The following is a 19622-nucleotide window of genomic DNA, read 5'->3' on the forward strand; positions in this document are numbered from 1 at the left end:
CGATGGGTTTCAATCTTTCCGAATGGGCGCTGCGTAATCGCCAGATCGTACTGTTCCTGATGCTCTTGCTGGCAGTTGTCGGCGCACTGTCCTACACCAAACTCGGCCAAAGTGAAGACCCGCCGTTCACCTTCAAGGCCATGGTGATTCGTACCAATTGGCCGGGGGCCACGGCGCAGGAAGTGTCGCGCCAGGTCACCGAGCGCATTGAAAAGAAACTGATGGAAACCGGCGAGTACGAGCGCATCGTTTCGTTCTCCCGTCCGGGGGAATCCCAGGTGACGTTCGTCGCCCGTGATTCCATGCACTCGGTGGAAATCCCGGCCCTCTGGTACCAGGTTCGCAAAAAGATCAGCGACATCCGCCAGACCCTGCCACCGGGCATCCAGGGGCCATTCTTCAATGATGAGTTCGGCACCACGTTTGGCAATATCTACGCGCTGACCGGCGACGGTTTTGATTACGCGGTGCTCAAGGACTACGCCGACCGCGTCCAGATTCAGCTGCAACGGGTCAAGGATGTCGGCAAGGTCGATCTGCTCGGGTTACAGGACGAGAAGATCTGGATCGAACTCTCCAACGTCAAGCTCGCCACCCTGGGTCTCCCTTTGGCGGCGGTGCAGCAGGCCCTTGAAGAACAGAACGCGGTGTCCACCGCCGGGTTCTTCGAGACCACAAGCGAGCGCTTGCAGCTACGCGTCTCGGGGAATTTTCAGACAGTCGAAGAGATCAAGAGCTTCCCGATTCGCGTAGGAGATCGCACCTTCCGCATCTCCGATGTGGCGGATGTGCATCGCGGTTTTAATGATCCGCCGGCGCCGCGTATGCGCTTCATGGCCGAAGACGCCATCGGTCTGGCCGTGGCCATGAAGGACGGTGGCGACATTCTGGTGCTGGGCAAGGCGCTGGAAATCGAGTTCGACCGGATCCAGAAAAATCTTCCTGCCGGTATGCAGCTGCGTAAGGTTTCCGACCAGCCAGCCGCCGTGAAAAGCAGTGTTGGCGAATTTGTTCAGGTGCTGGTGGAAGCGCTGGCAATCGTCCTGCTGGTGAGCTTTTTCTCCCTCGGCGTGCGCACCGGCATGGTGGTAGCGCTGGCGATTCCTTTGGTATTGGCGATGACCTTCGCCTGCATGTATTACCTCGGCATCGGCCTGCATAAAATTTCCCTCGGCGCGTTGGTACTGGCGCTGGGTTTGTTGGTGGACGACGCAATCATCGCCGTGGAAATGATGGCGATCAAAATGGAGCAAGGTTTTGACCGGATCAAGGCTGCCAGTTACGCCTGGACCAGCACCGCATTCCCGATGCTCACCGGCACGCTGATCACCGCTGCCGGCTTCTTGCCGATTGCCACTGCACAATCGGGTACCGGCGAATACACCCGTTCGATCTTCCAGGTGGTGACCATCGCGCTGCTGGCCTCGTGGGTGGCCGCCGTGGTGTTTGTGCCGTATCTGGGGGAGAAGCTCCTGCCGGATCTGGCGAAAATTCATGCAGCCAAACACGGCACTGGCAATGGTCAGCCCGACCCTTACGACACGCCGTTCTATCAGCGCGTCAGACGTCTGGTGGAGTGGTGCGTGCGGCGGCGCAAGACGGTCATTGTCCTGACGGTCGTGTTGTTTATCGGTTCTGTCGTCCTGTTTCGCTTTGTGCCACAGCAGTTTTTCCCGGCATCGGGTCGTCTGGAATTGATGGTCGATCTGAAACTGGCCGAGGGTGCATCACTAAGCAACACCAGCGATGAGGTCAAGCGCCTCGAAACCCTGCTCAAGGATCACGCCGGTATCGATAACTATGTCGCTTACGTTGGCACCGGTTCGCCGCGTTTTTACCTACCGCTGGATCAACAACTTCCTGCAGCGAGCTTCGCGCAGTTTGTAGTCCTGGCCAAGACCATCGAGGAGCGCGAAACCCTGCGCACCTGGCTGATCGAAACCCTCAATGAACAATTCCCGGCCCTGCGTTCGCGAGTTACGCGTCTGGAGAACGGGCCGCCGGTTGGCTATCCGGTGCAGTTCCGGGTCACCGGTGAGCACATCGAGGAAGTCCGCGCGCTGGCTCGCAAAGTCGCGGCCAAGGTTCGCGAGAACCCTCACGTGGTCAACGTCCACCTGGACTGGGAAGAACCGAGCAAAGTCGTTTATCTGAACGTCGATCAGGACCGCGCCCGGGCGCTTGGCGTAAGCACCGCGAACCTGTCGAAGTTCCTGCAAAGCTCTCTGACCGGTTCCAGCGTCAGCCAGTACCGTGAAGACAACGAATTGATCGAGATTCTGTTGCGCGGCACGTTGCATGAGCGCACTGAGCTGTCGTTGCTGCCGAGTCTGGCCGTACCGACTGACAACGGTCGCAGCGTAGCGCTGTCGCAGATCGCGACGCTGGAGTACGGCTTTGAAGAAGGCATCATCTGGCACCGCAACCGCTTGCCTAACGTGACGGTGCGCGCCGACATTTACGGCAAGGAACAACCGGCGACGCTGGTGCAGCAGATCCTGCCGACTCTCGATCCGGTTCGCGCAGAATTGCCGGATGGTTACTTGCTGGAAGTCGGCGGCACGGTAGAAGACTCGGCCCGTGGGCAAAACTCGGTGAAGGCCGGTGTGCCGCTGTTCATCGTGGTGGTGCTGACGTTACTGATGCTGCAACTGCGCAGTTTCTCACGCACCGTGATGGTGTTTCTGACGGCACCTTTGGGTTTGATCGGCGTGACCTTGTTCCTGATGGTGTTCCGTCAGCCTTTTGGTTTCGTCGCCATGCTCGGGACCATCGCGCTGTCCGGGATGATCATGCGTAATTCGGTGATTCTGGTGGACCAGATCGAGCAGGACATCGCGGCCGGGCTCAAGCCGTGGCAAGCGATTATCGAAGCCACGGTGCGGCGTTTCCGACCGATTGTGCTGACTGCGCTCGCGGCGGTGCTGGCGATGATTCCGCTGTCGCGCAGTGTGTTCTTCGGGCCGATGGCGGTGGCGATCATGGGTGGGTTGATTGTGGCGACGGCGTTGACGTTGCTGTTTTTGCCGGCGCTGTATGCGGCTTGGTTCAGGGTCAAGAAAGGGCCGGTCTGACTTCCTACGTGTATTTCAGATCCCTCTGATATTGAGTCAGAGAGGTCCGAATGCTGTACTCAAGACTCAGTTTCATGAGTTTTTGAGACATCGATAATGAAAAAGCCGCCCATTTTGACGGGAAAGACCGACCCGGTGTTCGACCTGTTGGGGAAGTCGCCCCACAAGGAACGCCTCTCGGACTACCTCGCCCTGCTGAAGCCGCTGGACGATCAGGGGCGCTATCTGCCTTTCGATGAGTTGCGCTACCGCTGGGCGCCGGGGCTGGATTCGAATCTCTGCTGGGCGTTGGTGAAGAAAGCCCGGACTGCGCAGTACTCAAATCTTTTGCCACTGGGCGAGCCGCTTCAATGGGGCAACTTCGTGCTCACGCCGTTGGCGCAGAAAGCTATTTCCGCCGTCGATCGGCAAGCCACAACGGCCGCGCTGGAGTACATGACCAGTCGGATTGGTGAGCATGCGCACTTCAGCTATCTGCTCAACGATTTGATCGAAGACGAAGCCATCAGCAGCAGCCAGCTCGAAGGCGCGGCGACCACCACGCGGGTGGCCAAGGACATGCTCAAGCGCAAACGCCTGCCGCGTACACCGGATGAGCGAATGGTGATTGGCAACTACAAGATGATGAACTTCGCCTGGGAAACGCGTAATGAGGTCTTGAGTGTCGAGCTGATTTCAGCCATGCACCGGGTTGGCGTCGAGGGCATTGATGACGCGCAATATTCGCCGGGGGAATTCAGGGGCAGCGATGACGTGGTGGTGCAGGACGGCGAAGGAAACACCGTTCACACACCGCCTCCTGCAGCGGGGCTGGTGTCACGATTGCAGGTGCTGTCGAAGTGGATCAACCAGTCCCATAACGATCCCAATCAAGTGGATTACCTTCATCCACTGATCAAAGGTATCGCACTGCATTTTGCTCTGGGCTATGAGCATCCGTTCCGCGATGGCAACGGCCGGGTGGCGCGGGCGTTGTTTTATTGGTTCATGTTTAAGAATGACTTCTCTGCCTTTCGCTACATTGCGATCAGTATTTTGCTGCGCAACGCGCCGGTGAAATACGGGCGGTCGTATTTGAACACTGAAGCTGATGACCTCGACCTGACTTATTTTATCGAATTCCAGTGTTCGGTCATCCTGCGGGCTGTCAGCGGTTTTACCGAGGCTTATCGGAAAAGTCTGGCGTATGCCGAAAGCTTTGATCGCTGGTTATTGGAGTCCGGTTTTTTTGACCGATTGACCGAGAAGCAACGAGCCGTATTCCAAGTGGCCAAGAGCGGGATGGCCAAGGAGTTTACGGCGGTCAATGTGAAGGAAAATCTGGACTGTTCTTACAACACCGCGTCGGCGACCTTGAATGGGTTGGTCGAATTGGAGGTGTTTGAGAAGCGGAAGATGGGGCGCGAGTGGGTGTTCTTTCTGCGGGCTCAAAACACAGCCCCGTAGGAGCAATGCTTGCTCGCGATGGCCTCAACGCGGTCCATCATTCAGACCGTGTTATGGCCTTCGCGAGCAAGCTTTGCTCCTACGGGAAGAATGTCAAAGGGTACCAAACACCTTCTTCGCCAAACTGGTCGCTGCCGCCGCCGGATTCTGGCGGATGGTTTCTTCCTGTTTACCAATCATCTCGAACAAACCGTTCAACGCCTGCTCGGTCACGTAGCTTTCGATGTTGGCGTTCTTCGCATCCACGACACCCAGCGTCGCGGCTTGCCCTGCGAACGAGTTGTACTGCTTGGCCAGGCCCACCTGATCGGTGGCTTGCTTGACGATGGGCAGGAATTTCACGCGGATCTGTTCGCGGCTGGTTTTGCTCAGGTACTGAGTGGCGGAGTCCTTACCGCCGCTGAGAATGCCCTTGGCATCCTCCACGCTCATTTTCTTCACAGCCTCCACCAGGATCGGCTGGGCCTGGGTCACGGCGGTTTCCGCCGCTTTGTTCATGCTGGTTTCCAGCTGATCGACCTGATCACCCATGCCGAAGGCTTTCATCTTGCTGGCGACCTTGCCGAGCTTGCCCGGCAATTCGATCTTCACATCCGGGTTGTTGCTGAAGCCGCCCGGCGTGCCAAGTTGTTTCACGGCCAGTTGCGCACCTTGGGTCAGGGCGTCCTTGAGGCCGCCGGTGGCGTCTTTTTGCGACAGGTCGCTGAGTGACAGCGCCAGGGCGCTGGCGGAGATCATCAAGCCTGCGCACAGGCCGGCGAAGCGGAGGGTGGGGCGGAACATGGCAGCTTCCTTGTTCAAAGTAGAGGATTAGCGGGCGGCGTCGACGCGGATTTTAAGTGGCTGCGGGTCGCTGCCATCAAGCTGTACGGCGTGATGTTCGGTGGTGATGAACATCAGCTCGCCGTTGACTTCGATCCGTGCGCTGACCGAGTAGCGATGACCCGGTTTGATCTGTTTCGGATCGTAACTCAGATGAAACGGCAGCGGCACCTGGCCTTTGATCGGGCCTTTCTGTTCGTCGAGGACCACGGCAGGCGCATCGGCCAGGGACACGTCCTGCAAGCTGACGCTCAAGGTAGCGCTGGGCGGCAGGGCGATGCGTTGCAGGTAGAACACTTCGCCATCGAGGCTGGTTTTAGCGGCGGGTTGCATTGACTGACAGGCGCCCAGCAGGGTGGTCATGGCCAATAGAGAAAGTTTTTTCATCGCAGTTCTCGTATTAATGTGGGAGCGAGCTTGCTCGCGATGACGGTGTGACATTCAACATCTCTGTTATCTGACACACCGCTATCGCGAGCAAGCTCGCTCCCACAGGTTTTGTTGCATCAAGTCTCGGGCTGTGTTGCGACCTGATCCGCCGCATCTTCACTGCGATGCAGCGCCACCTGACGGATCGACAAGCGAATCTCCGCCGGCAACACTCGTTTGGCCGCGCCTTCGGCCAGTTCACCGAGCAGTTCGTGATAGCTCAGCTTGCCGGCTTCGTCGCGACGCAGTACATCGAGGTCGAGCATGGTCTGGATGAAGTGGCGGAACAGGCTCTTGTCGAAGAACTCCGGGGCGTTCAAGCCGTGGAGGATCGACAACCGCTGGGCCATGACCGTGCACAGGTCTTCCAGTTCTTCGGCACTGATGCTGTTTTGGCCGCTGTTGAGCAGCAGGGAAACCGTCATGTAGAAGCGTTGCAGGGTCTGGGCGATGCTTTTCGACAGCAGCGTCAGCAGCACGAAATGCCGCGAACTCGGCGCCGGACGTAGATAGACGTCATTCTCAAAACGCAGCAAACCTTGTTCGACGAACGCTTCGAGCCATTGGTCGATCACCGCATCCAGCTCGTCCATCGACCAGCGAATGAACAGCTCCGATTGCAGGTACGGGTACAGAGCGCGGGTGTAGCGCAGGATCTGTTCGCGGCTCATGCGCGAGGCGCTTTGGAAGAAACTCGCCAGCAGCGCGGGGAGGGCGAAGATGTGCAGCACATTGTTGCGGTAGTAGGTCATCAGGACGGCGTTCTGCTCGTCCAGATACAGAATCTTGCCCAGGGCATCACTCTGCTCGGACAACAAATCCATGTCCTTCACGTGCTCTATCAACGCACGGCCATCGCCTTCCGGCAACGTGGTGTGCGGCGAGTAAGGAACCTTGCGCAACAACGCCAAATACAGATCAAGTACCCGCGCCATGGCGCGATCATCCAGCGCGAGGCGGCTGGTGGACAACAGCGCCAGGGCCACGAGGTTAACCGGGTTGATTGCCGCGGCTTCGTTGAGATGCTGTGCGACTTTCTCGCCGAGGCGGTTGGTGGTTTCGTTGAGCCAGGCCGGTTTGAACTGCGGACCGAGTTCCTGTTGACGCCAGTCCGGCTGTTCGCTGTCGAGGAATTCCGCCAGTTTGATTGGTTCGCCGAAGTTCACCGCCACTTGGCCGAAGCGCTGCTTGAGGGCGCCGATGACTTTGAAGATGTCGAAGATCGATTCTTTCTTCTTGCTCGCGCCACGCAGTTCGCCGAGGTAGGTCCGGCCTTCCAGCACGCGCTCGTAGCCGATGTAGACCGGGATGAAGACGATCGGCATCCGCGACGAACGCAAGAAGCTGCGCAGGGTGATCGCGAGCATCCCGGTTTTCGGTTGCAGCATGCGCCCGGTGCGCGAGCGGCCACCCTCGACGAAGTACTCCACCGGGAAGCCTTTGGTGAACAGGGTGTGCAGGTATTCGTTGAACACCGAGGTGTAGAGCGGGTTGCCCTTGAAGGTGCGGCGCATGAAGAACGCACCGCCGCGCCGCAGCAAGCTGCCGATCACCGGCATGTTGAGGTTGATCCCGGCGGCGATGTGCGGCGGGGTCAGGCCGTTGCGGAACAGCAAATAGGACAGCAGCAGGTAGTCGATGTGGCTGCGATGGCACGGCACGTAGATCACTTCGTGACCCTGAGCGACCTTCTGCACGCCTTCGATGTGGTTGACCTTGATCCCGTCGTAGATCTTGTTCCAGAACCAGCTCAGCACCACTTCGAGGAAGCGGATCGCGGTGTAGGTGTAGTCCGAGGCGATTTCGTTGCCGTAGCGCAGGGCCTGGGCCTTGGCTTTCTCCGGGGAGATGTTCTCGCGCTCGGCTTCGTCGAGGATCGCTTGCTTGACCAGGGGCTGGTTGAGCAGGCCCTTGACCAGGTTGCGACGGTGGGAAATGTCCGGGCCGATCACGGCGGCTTTCAGGTTGCGGAAGTGCACCCGCAGAATTCGCTGGGCCATGCGCACGGTGCGCTCGTGGCCCTTGTTGTGATCGATCAGCTCACGCAGGTGAATCGGCGCGGAGAACTGCACCCGGGTCTTGCGCCCCAGCACAATGATGCTCAGCAACCGGCGCAGACGCCCGGTGACCGCCCAGCTGTCGGCGAAGAGCAGTTTCCACGGGCTCGATTCGCTGTCCGGCGACTGACCCCAGAACACGCTGACCGGAATGATCTGCGCATCTTCAGCGGCGTTCTGGCTCAGGGCGCTGACCAGGCGAGTCAGGGTCGGCGGCGCGCCCCGTTTGTCCTGGCGGCCGAGCCAGTCGGGCTCCGGCGTCAGGTAAAAGAACGCGGCGGGTTCCACCAGCGTACCTACGGATACCGGCAACACCGGGCGCGGCAGGCCGGCCTTGCTGCACTCGGTATCGACTACGGCAAGGTCGGTCAGCGAAGGGTTTTGCAGGACGTAGAACACCGGACGACTGCGGTCGAGGTTGAGGGTGAACGACGACTGGTTGATCGTCTCCGAGCGAACCCAGAGGTACAACAGTCGGCGCAGGGTGCCAAACACAAGACGGCGGAGCGGGGAGCGGGTCATACGGCTTCTGCGTGAGTGGGGTTAAACCGAGCAAATGCTCGGGCGGCCGATAGTGTGCCGTATTCGTCGAAAATCGGCAAAAAGCGGTTAAGTAAAGTTGAGTTGAGAGTTTTGACGGCTGTCATATACTCGGCCGTTCAAAATAAAAAGAAGAGGGACTGATACATGGCAACGCGCGAAACCGGCAATGTGAAGTGGTTCAACGACGCCAAGGGTTATGGCTTCATTCAGCGCGAAGACGGGGTGGACGTGTTCGTGCACTACCGCGCGATCCGCGGCGAAGGACACCGTTCGTTGGCTGAAGGCCAGCAGGTTGAATATGCGGTGGTGACGGGTGAGAAGGGCTTGCAGGCTGAGGATGTGGTGGGGCTGTAAACACCCTCTTCACATCACCGGAAACCCTGTGGGAGCGAGCCTGCTCGCGATATAGGTAGTCCGTTCCTTTCTCTTCCATACTGACTTCGCTGGAAGTTGGCTGTCGGCGAGGAAGGAACATGCACCTGCGGGCTACGAATATGCTCGCGCAGCACTCGATGATTACGCCTTCACCTTCGAGTCCACAGGTGCGCTTGCGCCCTCTAACGAATTCTCAGGGAAAGCCCGACACGGCTCTCTATATCGCTTTCGCTGGACGCAAGCATGCATGTCCCTGCATGTACTTTAGCGCCTGTGGAGGTATTCCATGCAAACGCTCCTGTCTCAGAATTTCACTGCTTATATCGGAATTGATTGGGCAGACGCCAAGCACGACATCTGTTTGCAGATTGCTGGAGAGGCGCAGCGGAGTTTCGAGGTCATCGACCACAAGCCCGAGTCGATTGATCGCTGGGCCAAGTCGCTGCATCAACGTTACGGTGGCCCGATCGCGATCGCCGTGGAGTTGAACAAAGGGCCACTGATAGCGGCTCTGCAAAAATATGAGTTTTTTTGTATCTTTCCGATCAATCCGAGCATCTTGGCCCGGCACCGTAAAACCTTCGTCCCCAGTGGCGCCAAGGATGATCCAACGGATGCTCAATGGGCGCTTGAGCTGTTGCTGAATCACCCCGAACGGTTTCCTCAACTGGTCCAGCAAAGCTCCGCCATGCGTTCGCTCGCCAGCCTGACCGAACATCGCCGCGGGTTGGTCGATGACCGGGTCAAGATCAGCAATCGTCTGGTCTGCATGCTCAAACAGTATTATCCGTTGGCTCTTGAGCTGTTTCATGACCATGACACGCTGGTTTTCTGTGAGTTTTTGGCGCGCTGGTCGACATTTGAAGTGCTTAAGCACGCTCGGCCGGCCAGCGTTTTGAAGTTCCTTCACGCGCATAATGTTCGCCATGCTGAGCTCAATCAGCAGCGTTTGGCATTGATCGCCAAAGCCATGCCGTTGACTGAAGATCCAGGCGTGGTCAGTCCTTCAGCGCTGTATGTGCTGGCCCTGGTCTCGCAACTGAAAGGGGTCATCACGGCGATCAAAGATTTTGATCGGGAGATCGAAAAAACTGCCAACACCCTGGCCGACTATCGACTCTTCAAGGCCTTGCCCGGCGCGGGACAGCAGCTTGCACCACGGTTGATGGTCGCCTTTGGTGAGCAGCGTGATCGCTTCAAGGATGCCAGTGCTGTGCAGCGATATGCCGGGATTGCCCCGGTCACCGAACGCAGTGGCAAGAAAAAAGTCGTCCACTGGCGCTATCAATGCGCAACTTTTTTGCGCCAGACCTTTGTTGAGTGGGCTGCACACAGCATCAATCAATCGGTGTGGGCAGAGGCTTATTATCGCCAGCAAAGGGCCAAAGGCTGCTCATACCAAGCGGCCCTCAGGGCCCTGGCGTTCAAGTGGATCCGGATCGTTTATCAGTGCTGGAAGAGCAGCACCGTGTACGACGAAAAGGTTTATTTACAAGCCTTGCTCCGGCACGGCTCACCGTTGACCAGCGAGCCGGACACAGCAAAACCGTGTTGACGGAAAGGCTCAGGGCGTGAATGCGGTGTGCCATTCGACGATGATGTTGACTGATGCACCGCATTCGCGAGCAGGCTCGCTCCCACATTTGATTTGTGTACTGGTTTTAAACAGTTTTCCAGGTGATTTCTTCTTCACCATCAGCGCTGATTCGCATCCAGCGATCGGCTGTCTCTTCACCTTCTTCTTCAACCCAACTGCCCGGCGCGCAACGCACTTCAACATTCAGCGCAGCAAACGCAGCGCGGGCGCAAGCGATGTCGTCTTCCCACGGGGTCTGGTCGCTTTCCAGGTACAGGCTGTTCCATTTGCCCACGGCTTTCGGTAGCCAGGTCACGGGCACGTTGCCGGCCTTGCACTTGTAGGTCTGGCCTTTCTGGACCCAGTCGGTGCATGGGCCCAAAGCTTCGCCGAGCCAGGCCGCGATGGCCTTGTAGTCGACGTCGGCGTCTTTCAGGTAAATCTCGATATCGGGTTGGCGCATGGATGTCCTCACTGCGGGTCTGAAAAATCCATTCGCGGATTTAGCCGGCCTTGAGCCTTTGCTCAAGACCAAAAATTATTGAAGTACGAAATAATCGTAGCGCATCGATACGGTGACTTCGAACGGCTCTACCTGTTCGATGACCGCCGCCCGGCGCTCGGCACTGGCGCGCCATCCGTGAGGCGTCATGGCCAGCAGGTTGGCGCGATCCTGACCCTTTTCCAGCGTCAGTTTGAACTCCAGGGTTTCGCTGTGTTGCAGCGCCATGCCTTCGGGCACCAGGGCCAGATGCTTGTCGTCGGTGTACTCACGGACTTCGTCATACAGACGCTCGCGCAATTCCATCAGATGGCCGCTGGTCGGCCCGACTTTCATCAAACCGCCGCCGGGGCTGAGCAGGCGTTTGGCTTCCTCCCAGTCCAGCGGGCTGAAGACGCTGGCGAGAAACTGGCAGCTGCCCGAGGCCAACGGCACCCGCGCCATGCTGGCGATCAACCAAGTCAGTTGCGGGTTGCGTTTGCAGGCGCGTTTGACCGCTTCCCGGGAAATATCCAGCGCGTAACCGTCGGCGTTCGGCAAGGCCTCGGCGATTTGCGCGGTGTAGTAACCCTCGCCACAACCGATGTCCAGCCAGCGCTGCGGTGCGTATTGCGCAGCCAGTTCGGCCAGACGCTTGGCCACCGGAGCGTAATGACCGGCGTTCAAAAAATCTCGCCGGGCTTCGACCATCGCCAGGTTATCCCCAGGGTCGCGGCTGTTTTTGTGCTGCACCGGCAACAGGTTCAGATAACCCTGACGAGCGCGGTCGAAACGATGCCCGGCGGGGCAGGCCACGCCGTTGTCCACCGCGTTCAGCGGTTCGCTGCAGATCGGGCAGGCGAGCATCAGGCGAGCAACTTGATCAGGGTCTGGTAGTAGATTTCGGTCAGCACATTGAGGTCGGCGGCCAGCACACGCTCGTTGACCTGGTGGATCGTCGCGTTGACCGGGCCCAGTTCAACCACCTGAGTGCCCATGGTCGCGATGAAGCGCCCGTCGGAGGTGCCGCCGCTGGTGGATGCCTTGGTTTCCCGGCCGGTGATGTCCTTGATGCTCGACGCAACGGCATCCAGCAACGCGCCCGGCTCGGTCAGGAAGGGCAGGCCGGACAGCGCCCAGTCGATGTGCCAGTCCAGGCCATGCTTGTCGAGGATGTCGGCAACGCGCTTTTGCAGGCCTTCGACGGTGGATTCAGTGGAGAAGCGGAAGTTGAATACCGCCACCAAATCACCCGGGATCACGTTGGTCGCGCCAGTGCCGGAGTTCACGTTGGAAATCTGGAAGCTGGTCGGCGGGAAGAAGTCGTTGCCGTGATCCCAATGCTCGGCGGCCAGTTCGGCCAGCGCCGGGGCGGCGAGGTGGATGGGGTTCTTCGCCAGGTGCGGATACGCCACGTGGCCCTGCACCCCGCGCACGGTCAGCTTGGCGCCGAGGGAGCCGCGACGGCCGTTCTTCACCACATCACCCACCAACGTGGTGCTCGACGGTTCGCCGACGATGCACCAGTCCAGACGCTCCTTGCGGGCGACGAGGCGTTCGATCACAGCCTTGGTGCCGTGGTGCGCCGGGCCTTCTTCGTCGCTGGTGATCAGGAACGCGACCTTGCCCTTGTGATCCGGGTAGTCAGTCACGAAACGCTCGGCCGCCACGGTCATGGAAGCGAGGCTGCCTTTCATGTCCGCCGCACCACGGCCGCAGAGCATGCCGTGTTCGTCGATCAACGCGTTGAACGGGTCGATCTGCCAGGCGGTCACCGGGCCGGTCGGCACCACGTCGGTGTGGCCGGCGAAGCACAGCACCGGACCGTCGTGTTTGCCGTGGATCGCCCAGAAGTTATCCACATCTTCGATTCGCATTGGCTCAAGCGCAAAACCGGCATCGCCCAGGCGCTGCATCATCTGCTTCTGGCAATCGGCGTCGACCGGCGTCACGGACGGACGGCGGATCAGGTCGATGGCGAGTTGAAGGGTCGGCGAAAGGTCGGCGTGGGCCGTCATGGGGAACTCCGAAAGCTTATTGTGTAGGAGCGAGGCTTGCCCGCGAAGAACGATGATGAGGACTCTCTGTTACACCGAGTCGCTTCATTCGCGGGCAAGTCGGATCGCCGCATCGCTCGCTCCTACAGGGAATGGGGCAAGGCTTGCAAAATGGCGGTTATCTTAAAGCAAAACGGCGGCCATTGGCCGCCGTTTAGTGCATCTGTCGTGATTTAGACCGCTGGTAGCGCCTCGGCCTCGGCTGCCGGTTTTGGCAGAGAGGACAAGAACGCCATGATCAGCGCCGCCAGGTACGGCAGCGACTGCACCAGCAACATGGCCACCCAGAAGCGGATGTCGTTGCTTGGCAGACCCTGCACCAGGAAGATCCCCAGTGCAGCGCCCCATAACAGCAGCATGATGAACACCTCTTCACGCGCCTCCGATATCGCCACCCAGAAGCCGTGGTTATCGGCGTTCTTCGGTGTGCGGAAGAACGGAATGCTGCTGGTGAAGAAGCCGTACAACACCGCTTTGGCGATGGTGTGCGACAGCGCCAACCCTGCCAGTGCCGCGCAGAATGCATCCTTGAGGTTGACCCCCACCGCACGACGGTAGAGGAAGATGATCTTGCCAACCTTGAACACGAACAGCGCCAGAGGCGGGATCGCGAAAATCAACAACGGCGGATCGACACGCTGCGGCACGATGATCATCGCCGCCGACCACAACAAGGCGCCCACGGTGAAGAAGATATTCATGCCGTCTGCTACCCACGGCAACCAGCCCGCGAGGAAGTGGTAACGCTGGCCACGGGTCAGCTCGGTGTCCTTGCCGCGCAGCAGGCTTGCGGTGTGACGCTTGATAATCTGAATCGCGCCATAGGCCCAGCGGAAACGCTGTTTCTTGAAGTCGATAAAGGTATCGGGCATCAGGCCTTTGCCGTAGCTGGTGTGGTAATACGCCGCCGACAGGCCTTTTTCGAATACACGCAGACCCAACTCGGCATCTTCACAGATGCACCAGTCAGCCCAGCCCAGTTCCTCGAGCACCGAGCGCCGGGTCATGGTCATGGTGCCGTGCTGGATGATCGCGTCACGGTCGTTACGGGTGACCATGCCAATGTGGAAGAAACCTTTGTATTCCGCGTAGCAGAGCTTCTTGAAGGTGCTTTCGTTCTGATCGCGATAATCCTGCGGCGACTGCACCACGGCGATTTTCGGATCGGCGAAGTGCGGCACCATGTGCTTGAGCCAGTTCGGGTCGACGCAGTAGTCCGAGTCGATCACCGCAATCACTTCGGCATCCTTGGCAGTGTGCGGAATCAGGTAATTCAGCGCGCCACCCTTGAAACCGGCCAACGGTGCGACGTGGAAGAACTTGAAGCGCGGGCCGAGGGTTTCGCAATAATCGCGTACGGGTTCCCAGACCGCCGGGTCCTTGGTGTTGTTGTCGATGATCAGGACTTCAAAGTCCGGATAGTCGAGGTTGGCCAGCGCATTGAGGGTCTGTTTGACCATCTCCGGCGGCTCGTTGTAGCACGGTACGTGGATCGAGACTTTTGGTCGGTAGTCCGAATCACCCACCACCGGCAGGAATTCACGCCGGCGCTTGTGGGTCCAGACCGCTTCGGCCAGTTCGTGAGCCTCGGTCAGCAACACGATAAACACCCCGAGCGCACCGAGGGCGAGCAAGAAGCCCACCGTCAGGCTGAACCAGGTGCTGTATTGCTGGCTGTAGTCGTAACCGATCCACACCAATACCGAACCGCAGAGGAACGCGGTAAAGGTCAGGAAGGTGCGACCGCGTTGACGCAGGGCCGAGCCGTCGATCATCAACAGGGTGAGGGACAGCAGGGCCAGAACCACCGAGCCGATCGCCAGCACGCGCCACTGCGGGATCGCGACAACCGGGCCTTCAAAGTTGAATTTCTGCTGGCGCGCCGCGTTGAAAATCCCCCAGTAAGCGCCCACGGAACCTTCGTCACTGGCCTTCCACGGCTGGTCAAAGGCTTCGATCACGAAGTAGTTGAAGCCCTGGCGGTTGAGCTTGTTGACCAAAGTGCGCAGGTAGATCGCCTGATCCGCCGGGCTTGAATCGGTGCCGCCACGCATGCGGCCATTGCTCGGCCAGCCAACCTCCGAGAGCAGCAGCGGTTTTTTCGGGAACATCTTTTTCAGGTCCCGGGCGCGGTCGAGGACGAACTGACCAGCCTTGTCGACCGGGACGAATTCCCAGTACGGCAGAACGTGCGCAGCAATCAGGTCGACGTGCTTGGCCAGTTCCGGGTGTTCTTCCCAGACGTGCCACTGCTCGGACGTGGTGACCGGCACCTTCACTGCCGCGCGGACGCGATCGAGGATCACGCTCAGTTCCTTGGCGGTAATTTCCTTACGGAAAATAGCCTCGTTACCCACCACTACGCGAACCACGCTACGGGAGGTGTTGGCTAGTTCGATGGCGCGCAGGATCTCGCGCTCGTTGCGTTCCTGATCCGGACTGATCCATATCCCCAGGGTCACCCGCAAGCCGAACTCTTCCGCCAGTTTGGGGATGTCCTCCAGCGTGCCGTCGACCGAGTAGGTGCGGATGTTGTCCGTCAGCTTGCTCATGATCTCCAGGTCGCGACGCATTTCATCGTCGGTCGGATACTGGTCTTTCTGTGGGTACTGGCCTTGCTGAAACGGCGAGTACGAAAAGCCGGAGATCTGTTCAGGCCAGTTAGGGGCGGTGACCGGGCGATTGATCAGCGCCCAGAAGCCGGTAAACAAGGCTGCGATGGCGAGCACCACGACCAGGTTGAGTCCAAATTTACGCGATGACATAGCTTTTTCGGGTTCCAAAGGCTGTGGAACGAAGGAACGGTTGGCGGCTGGCTGCCAGGAGGCAGGGGCGCGCATCCTACACTGGAGGTTCTCTGACCGTACAGCGAACAGGGAAACGCTCGACATTGGGCACTCTGGTTTCACATAAGTTCTTACACTTGTCGCTGGAAGGTTAAAAGTTCTCGCACTGTGGCCCTATAATGCGCGCCGGTTTTTGGGGTAATGGTCATGAGTACAGAAGATCCGCGGTTTGCAGGCATCGCCCGTTTGTATGGCATCGACGGCCTGGAGCGCCTGCGCGCGGCCCACGTGGCGATCGTCGGCGTGGGTGGCGTCGGTTCCTGGGCGGCGGAAGCCGTTGCCCGGTGTGGTGTGGGCGAGATTTCGCTGTTTGACCTGGACGACGTCTGTGTCAGCAACGCCAACCGTCAATTGCATGCGCTGGACAGCACCGTCGGCAAACCCAAGGTCGACGTGATGGCCGAGCGTCTGCGCGGGATCAACCCGGACTGCACGGTGCACGCCGTGGCGGATTTCGTGACCCGCGAGACCATGGCCGAGTACATCACGCCGAACATCGACTGCGTGATCGACTGCATCGACAGCGTGAATGCCAAGGCTGCGCTGATCGCCTGGTGCAAGCGCCGCAAGATCCAGATCATCACCACCGGCGGTGCGGGCGGGCAGATTGATCCGACGCTGATTCAGGTCTGCGACTTGAACCGGACATTCAATGATCCATTGGCCTCAAAAGTGCGCTCCACGTTGCGCCGCGACTACAACTTCTCCCGTACCGTGACCCGTCATTACAGCGTGCCATGTGTGTTTTCCACCGAACAACTGCGCTATCCGAAACCGGATGGCAGCATTTGCTTGCAGAAGAGCTTTGTCGGTGATGGTGTGAAGCTTGACTGTGCGGGAGGGTTTGGTGCGGTGATGATGGTGACGGCGACGTTTGGAATGGTCGCGGCAACCAAGGCTGTGGATAAGATAGTTGCCGGAGTGCGGCGGCCGGCGGATAGGGTTAAGCCTGAGGTTTGATCGGTGTGGCTGATGGCCTTTTCGCGAGCAAGCCCGCGCCCACATTGGGAATGCGTTCCCCCGTAGGAGCGAGGCTTGCCCGCGAAGGCGTCCTACCTGACACACCGCTTTCGCGGGCAAGTCGGGTCGCCGCATCGCTCGCTCTACAGGGGCGCGGCCAACTCATTCATCCGCTGTAGCACGGCATTGAGGCCATTGCTACGCGACGGCGACAGCTGCCGCGACAAACCCAGCTGATTAAACCAGTCCGGCAAATCCACCTGCTGCAACTCGACAGCCGACAACCCGTTAACCCGCGCCAGCAACAACGCCACCAACCCGCGAATCAACCGCGCATCACTGCTCGCGGCAAACTGCCAGTAGCCATCCTGCAACTCGCCCACCAGCCACACCTGGCTTTCACAGCCATGTACGCGGTTGGCGTCGACCTTATCCACATCGCTCAACACTGGCAGGCGATCGCCCCATTGCATCAGCAGACGCGCCCGCTGTTCCCAGCCAGCGGCATTCTGAAAGGTTTCCAGTGCCGTAGCGGCATCGGCGGGCAAGCTCATCGCAGCAACTCCAACGCCTGATCCAGCGCTTCAAAGAATCGTTCCAGGTCATCGGAATCGTTGTACAACGCCAGCGACACCCGAATCGCCCCGGCCAGCTCAAAACGCTTGAGCAACGGCATGGCGCAATGATGACCGGCGCGCACCGCAATCCCCTGTTCCGTCAGCAAATGCGCCAAATCAGAGTTATGCACACCCTCGACGACAAAACTGGCCAGCGCCAACTGCGGCTTGCCCAGCAGCCGAATACCGTTGCGCGCTTCAAGGCCTTTGAGCAAATAGTCATGCAGCGCTGCTTCATGGGCAGTCACGGCGTCCTGATCGAGCCCTGCCAGATAATCCAGGGTCGCGCCCAGACCGATCACGCTGGCGATCGGCGGCGTTCCCGCCTCGAACCCCAGTGGCGCCGGGCGAAAGCGAGCGCCGTGGTAATCCGCGTCCAGCACCATTTCACCGCCGAATTGCCAATGACGCAGTTGCTCCAGCGCTTCATTGCGCCCGAACAGTACGCCCAGACCCTCGGGGCCATAGAGCTTGTGGCTGGAAAATACATAAAAATCGCAACCCAGCGCCTGCACGTCATGCCGACCATGGACCACGCCTTGAGCGCCATCGACCACGGTCAGCGCGTTGTGCGCTTGGGCCATCGCCAACAGCGCGGGCAACGGCTGCCAGGCACCGAGGACGTTGGACAGCTGACTGACCGCCAGCAAACGGGTTCGCGGACCGATCAACTGCGCGGCGGCATCAAGGTCGATCAAACCGTCGGTATCCAGCGGCAGGATCACCAGTTTCAGCTCACAACGGAGGGCAAGCTGCTGCCACGGCAACAGATTGGCGTGATGCTCCAGGGCGCTGATGACAACTTCATCGCCCGGATTGAAAAGATGTTCCAGGCCATAAGCCAGGAGGTTCAGCGCAGACGTTGTGCCATGGGTAAAGATGATCTGCCCGCAATCGCCGGCATTGAGCCAATGGGCCACTTTGCTGCGGCTGGCCTCGAACGCCTGCGTGGCATGAGCGCCGGGCAAATGTTGCGCCCGATGCACGTTGGCCGCGCCGTTGGCGTAGTAATGCGTCAGGGCATCCAGCAGGGCTTGAGGTTTTTGCGTGGTGGCGGCGTTGTCCAGATACGTCTGGTCTTGCCGTTGCAATGTGGCGATGGCCGGAAAATCGGCGCGCCAGGGGGAGGCAATCATCATGCTATCGGGCCCTGTTAAACATGGGCGGGTGTACGCCTGACCTTCCCTGTAGGAGCGAAGCTTGCTCGCGAAGCTTTTTGGCGTCAGTGATGACGCCTTCGCGGGCAAGCCTCGCTCCTACAAGTGCAGGGCACAAGTGATCGTTTGAGTCGCTGCTTAGTTGTGAGCGTGCAGCGCTTCGTTCAGTTCGATGGCCGATTTGTGGGTTTTGCATTCCACGGCACCGGTCTCCGAATTGCGGCGGAACAACAGGTCAGGTTGACCGGCCAGTTCACGGGCCTTCACGACTTTGACCAGTTTGTTGTGCTCGTCCAGCAGCGCCACTTTGGTACCAGCGGTCACGTACAGGCCCGATTCAACGGTGTTGCGATCGCCCAACGGGATACCGATACCGGCGTTGGCGCCGATCAGGCAGCCTTCGCCGACCTTGATCACGATGTTACCGCCGCCCGACAGGGTGCCCATGGTCGAGCAACCGCCGCCCAGGTCCGAACCCTTGCCGACGAACACGCCAGCCGACACGCGACCTTCGATCATGCCCGGGCCTTCGGTGCCGGCGTTGAAGTTGACGAAACCTTCATGCATCACGGTGGTGCCTTCGCCGACGTAAGCGCCCAGACGAATACGTGCCGCGTCAGCGATACGCACGCCGGCCGGAACCACGTAGTCGGTCATTTTCGGGAACTTGTCCACCGAGAACACTTCCAGCAGCTCGCCGCGCAGACGGGCTTCGAGTTGATGCTCGGCCAGTTCGGCCAGGTCGATCGCACCCTGGCTGGTCCACGCCACGTTCGGCAGCAGAGGGAACACGCCGGCCAGGTTCAGGCCATGCGGCTTGACCAGGCGATGGGACAGCAGGTGCAGCTTGAGGTATGCCTCGGGGGTGGAGGTCAACTGAGCGTCTTCGGCCAGAAGGGTCGCGACCAGCGGCTTGTGGCTCTCGGCCAGACGGGTCAGCAATGCAGCCTGGGCAGCGTCGACGCTTTTCAGGGCTTCGGCCAGTTGCGAAGCTTGAGCGGTGCTGAACGCGATGGCCTGATTGCCTTCGGTGTAGCCCAGAACAGGTGCGATAGCTGCGACCAGTTCGGCCGACGGGTTGAGCAGTGGCTGCGCGTAAAACACTTCCAGCCATGCGCCTTGACGGTTTTGAGTGCCGACACCAAAGGCCAGGCTGAACAGAGTAGTGGACATGTTGATACC

The 19622-nt window shown here is 59.5% G+C and carries 15 protein-coding genes; 5 read left to right on the plus strand and 10 right to left on the minus strand.

From position 1 onward, the window contains the following. Positions 1–2: 2 nt before the first annotated feature. Together ACYZT0_RS02165 and ACYZT0_RS02170 are read left to right on the plus strand one after the other, a co-directional pair. Positions 3–3074 (plus strand): efflux RND transporter permease subunit, encoded by a 3072-nt coding sequence (locus ACYZT0_RS02165; RefSeq protein ID WP_462044442.1) that lies wholly within the window; start codon positions 3–5, stop codon positions 3072–3074. A gap of 96 nt (positions 3075–3170) precedes the next feature. After that, on the plus strand, positions 3171–4520 hold the full coding sequence (locus ACYZT0_RS02170; RefSeq protein WP_462044443.1) for a Fic family protein: 1350 nt from the start codon (positions 3171–3173) through the stop codon (positions 4518–4520). A gap of 93 nt (positions 4521–4613) precedes the next feature. On the opposite strand, the gene ACYZT0_RS02175 is transcribed toward ACYZT0_RS02170, so the two are convergent. From ACYZT0_RS02175 to plsB, 3 genes are all read right to left on the minus strand, one after another. After that, on the minus strand, positions 4614–5303 hold the full coding sequence (locus ACYZT0_RS02175; protein WP_462044444.1) for a DUF4197 domain-containing protein: 690 nt from the start codon (positions 5301–5303) through the stop codon (positions 4614–4616). A 27-nt stretch (positions 5304–5330) separates the two neighbouring features. Then, positions 5331–5729, minus strand: a complete 399-nt coding sequence (locus tag ACYZT0_RS02180) for a YbaY family lipoprotein (RefSeq protein ID WP_462044445.1) — start codon at positions 5727–5729, stop codon at positions 5331–5333. A gap of 119 nt (positions 5730–5848) precedes the next feature. Further along, positions 5849–8350 carry a glycerol-3-phosphate 1-O-acyltransferase PlsB gene (gene plsB, locus ACYZT0_RS02185; protein ID WP_462044446.1) on the minus strand — a complete coding sequence of 834 codons (2502 nt, stop codon included), beginning with the start codon at positions 8348–8350 and terminating at the stop codon, positions 5849–5851. Positions 8351–8515: 165 nt separating this feature from the next. On the opposite strand from plsB, the gene ACYZT0_RS02190 reads away from it, so the two are divergent. Both ACYZT0_RS02190 and ACYZT0_RS02195 read left to right on the plus strand, forming a co-directional pair. Continuing rightward, positions 8516–8725, plus strand: coding sequence for a cold-shock protein (locus ACYZT0_RS02190; protein WP_010462862.1), 210 nt, complete (start codon positions 8516–8518; stop codon positions 8723–8725). A gap of 307 nt (positions 8726–9032) precedes the next feature. Then, positions 9033–10301, plus strand: a complete 1269-nt coding sequence (locus ACYZT0_RS02195; RefSeq protein WP_462041914.1) for an IS110 family RNA-guided transposase — start codon at positions 9033–9035, stop codon at positions 10299–10301. A gap of 106 nt (positions 10302–10407) precedes the next feature. On the opposite strand, the gene ACYZT0_RS02200 is transcribed toward ACYZT0_RS02195, so the two are convergent. The 4 genes from ACYZT0_RS02200 to ACYZT0_RS02215 form a co-directional block, all read right to left on the minus strand. Further along, entirely contained in the window at positions 10408–10785 is a 378-nt protein-coding gene (locus ACYZT0_RS02200) for a hypothetical protein (protein WP_462044447.1), read from the minus strand. Between the two features lie 75 nt (positions 10786–10860). After that, a complete protein-coding gene (locus ACYZT0_RS02205) occupies positions 10861–11670 on the minus strand; it encodes a putative RNA methyltransferase (RefSeq protein WP_218536281.1) in 810 nt (269 codons plus the stop codon). Continuing rightward, a complete protein-coding gene (gene dapE / locus ACYZT0_RS02210) occupies positions 11670–12821 on the minus strand; it encodes a succinyl-diaminopimelate desuccinylase (protein WP_462044448.1) in 1152 nt (383 codons plus the stop codon). The genes ACYZT0_RS02205 and dapE overlap by 1 nt, the downstream gene beginning before the upstream one ends. A 212-nt stretch (positions 12822–13033) precedes the next feature. After that, positions 13034–15625: a glycosyltransferase gene (locus tag ACYZT0_RS02215; RefSeq protein ID WP_462044449.1), complete on the minus strand. Its 2592-nt coding sequence runs from the start codon at positions 15623–15625 to the stop codon at positions 13034–13036. A gap of 228 nt (positions 15626–15853) precedes the next feature. Here ACYZT0_RS02215 and tcdA point away from each other — a divergent pair, with 228 nt between their 5' ends. Then, positions 15854–16666, plus strand: a complete 813-nt coding sequence (tcdA, locus tag ACYZT0_RS02220) for a tRNA cyclic N6-threonylcarbamoyladenosine(37) synthase TcdA (RefSeq protein ID WP_371918014.1) — start codon at positions 15854–15856, stop codon at positions 16664–16666. A gap of 143 nt (positions 16667–16809) precedes the next feature. On the opposite strand, the gene ACYZT0_RS02225 is transcribed toward tcdA, so the two are convergent. The 3 genes from ACYZT0_RS02225 to dapD form a co-directional block, all read right to left on the minus strand. Beyond that, the gene (locus tag ACYZT0_RS02225; RefSeq protein ID WP_462044450.1) at positions 16810–17220 is read right to left on the minus strand and encodes a SufE family protein; all 411 of its coding nucleotides are present in this window, start codon (positions 17218–17220) and stop codon (positions 16810–16812) included. Beyond that, positions 17217–18422, minus strand: coding sequence for an aminotransferase class V-fold PLP-dependent enzyme (locus tag ACYZT0_RS02230; RefSeq protein WP_462044451.1), 1206 nt, complete (start codon positions 18420–18422; stop codon positions 17217–17219). Before ACYZT0_RS02230 ends, ACYZT0_RS02225 begins: the two co-directional genes overlap by 4 nt. Positions 18423–18578: 156 nt before the next feature. Further along, positions 18579–19613, minus strand: a complete 1035-nt coding sequence (dapD, locus tag ACYZT0_RS02235) for a 2,3,4,5-tetrahydropyridine-2,6-dicarboxylate N-succinyltransferase (RefSeq protein ID WP_449644911.1) — start codon at positions 19611–19613, stop codon at positions 18579–18581. Between the last annotated feature and the right edge of the window lie 9 nt (positions 19614–19622).

This window comes from Pseudomonas sp. ZS1P83 (assembly GCF_054897825.1).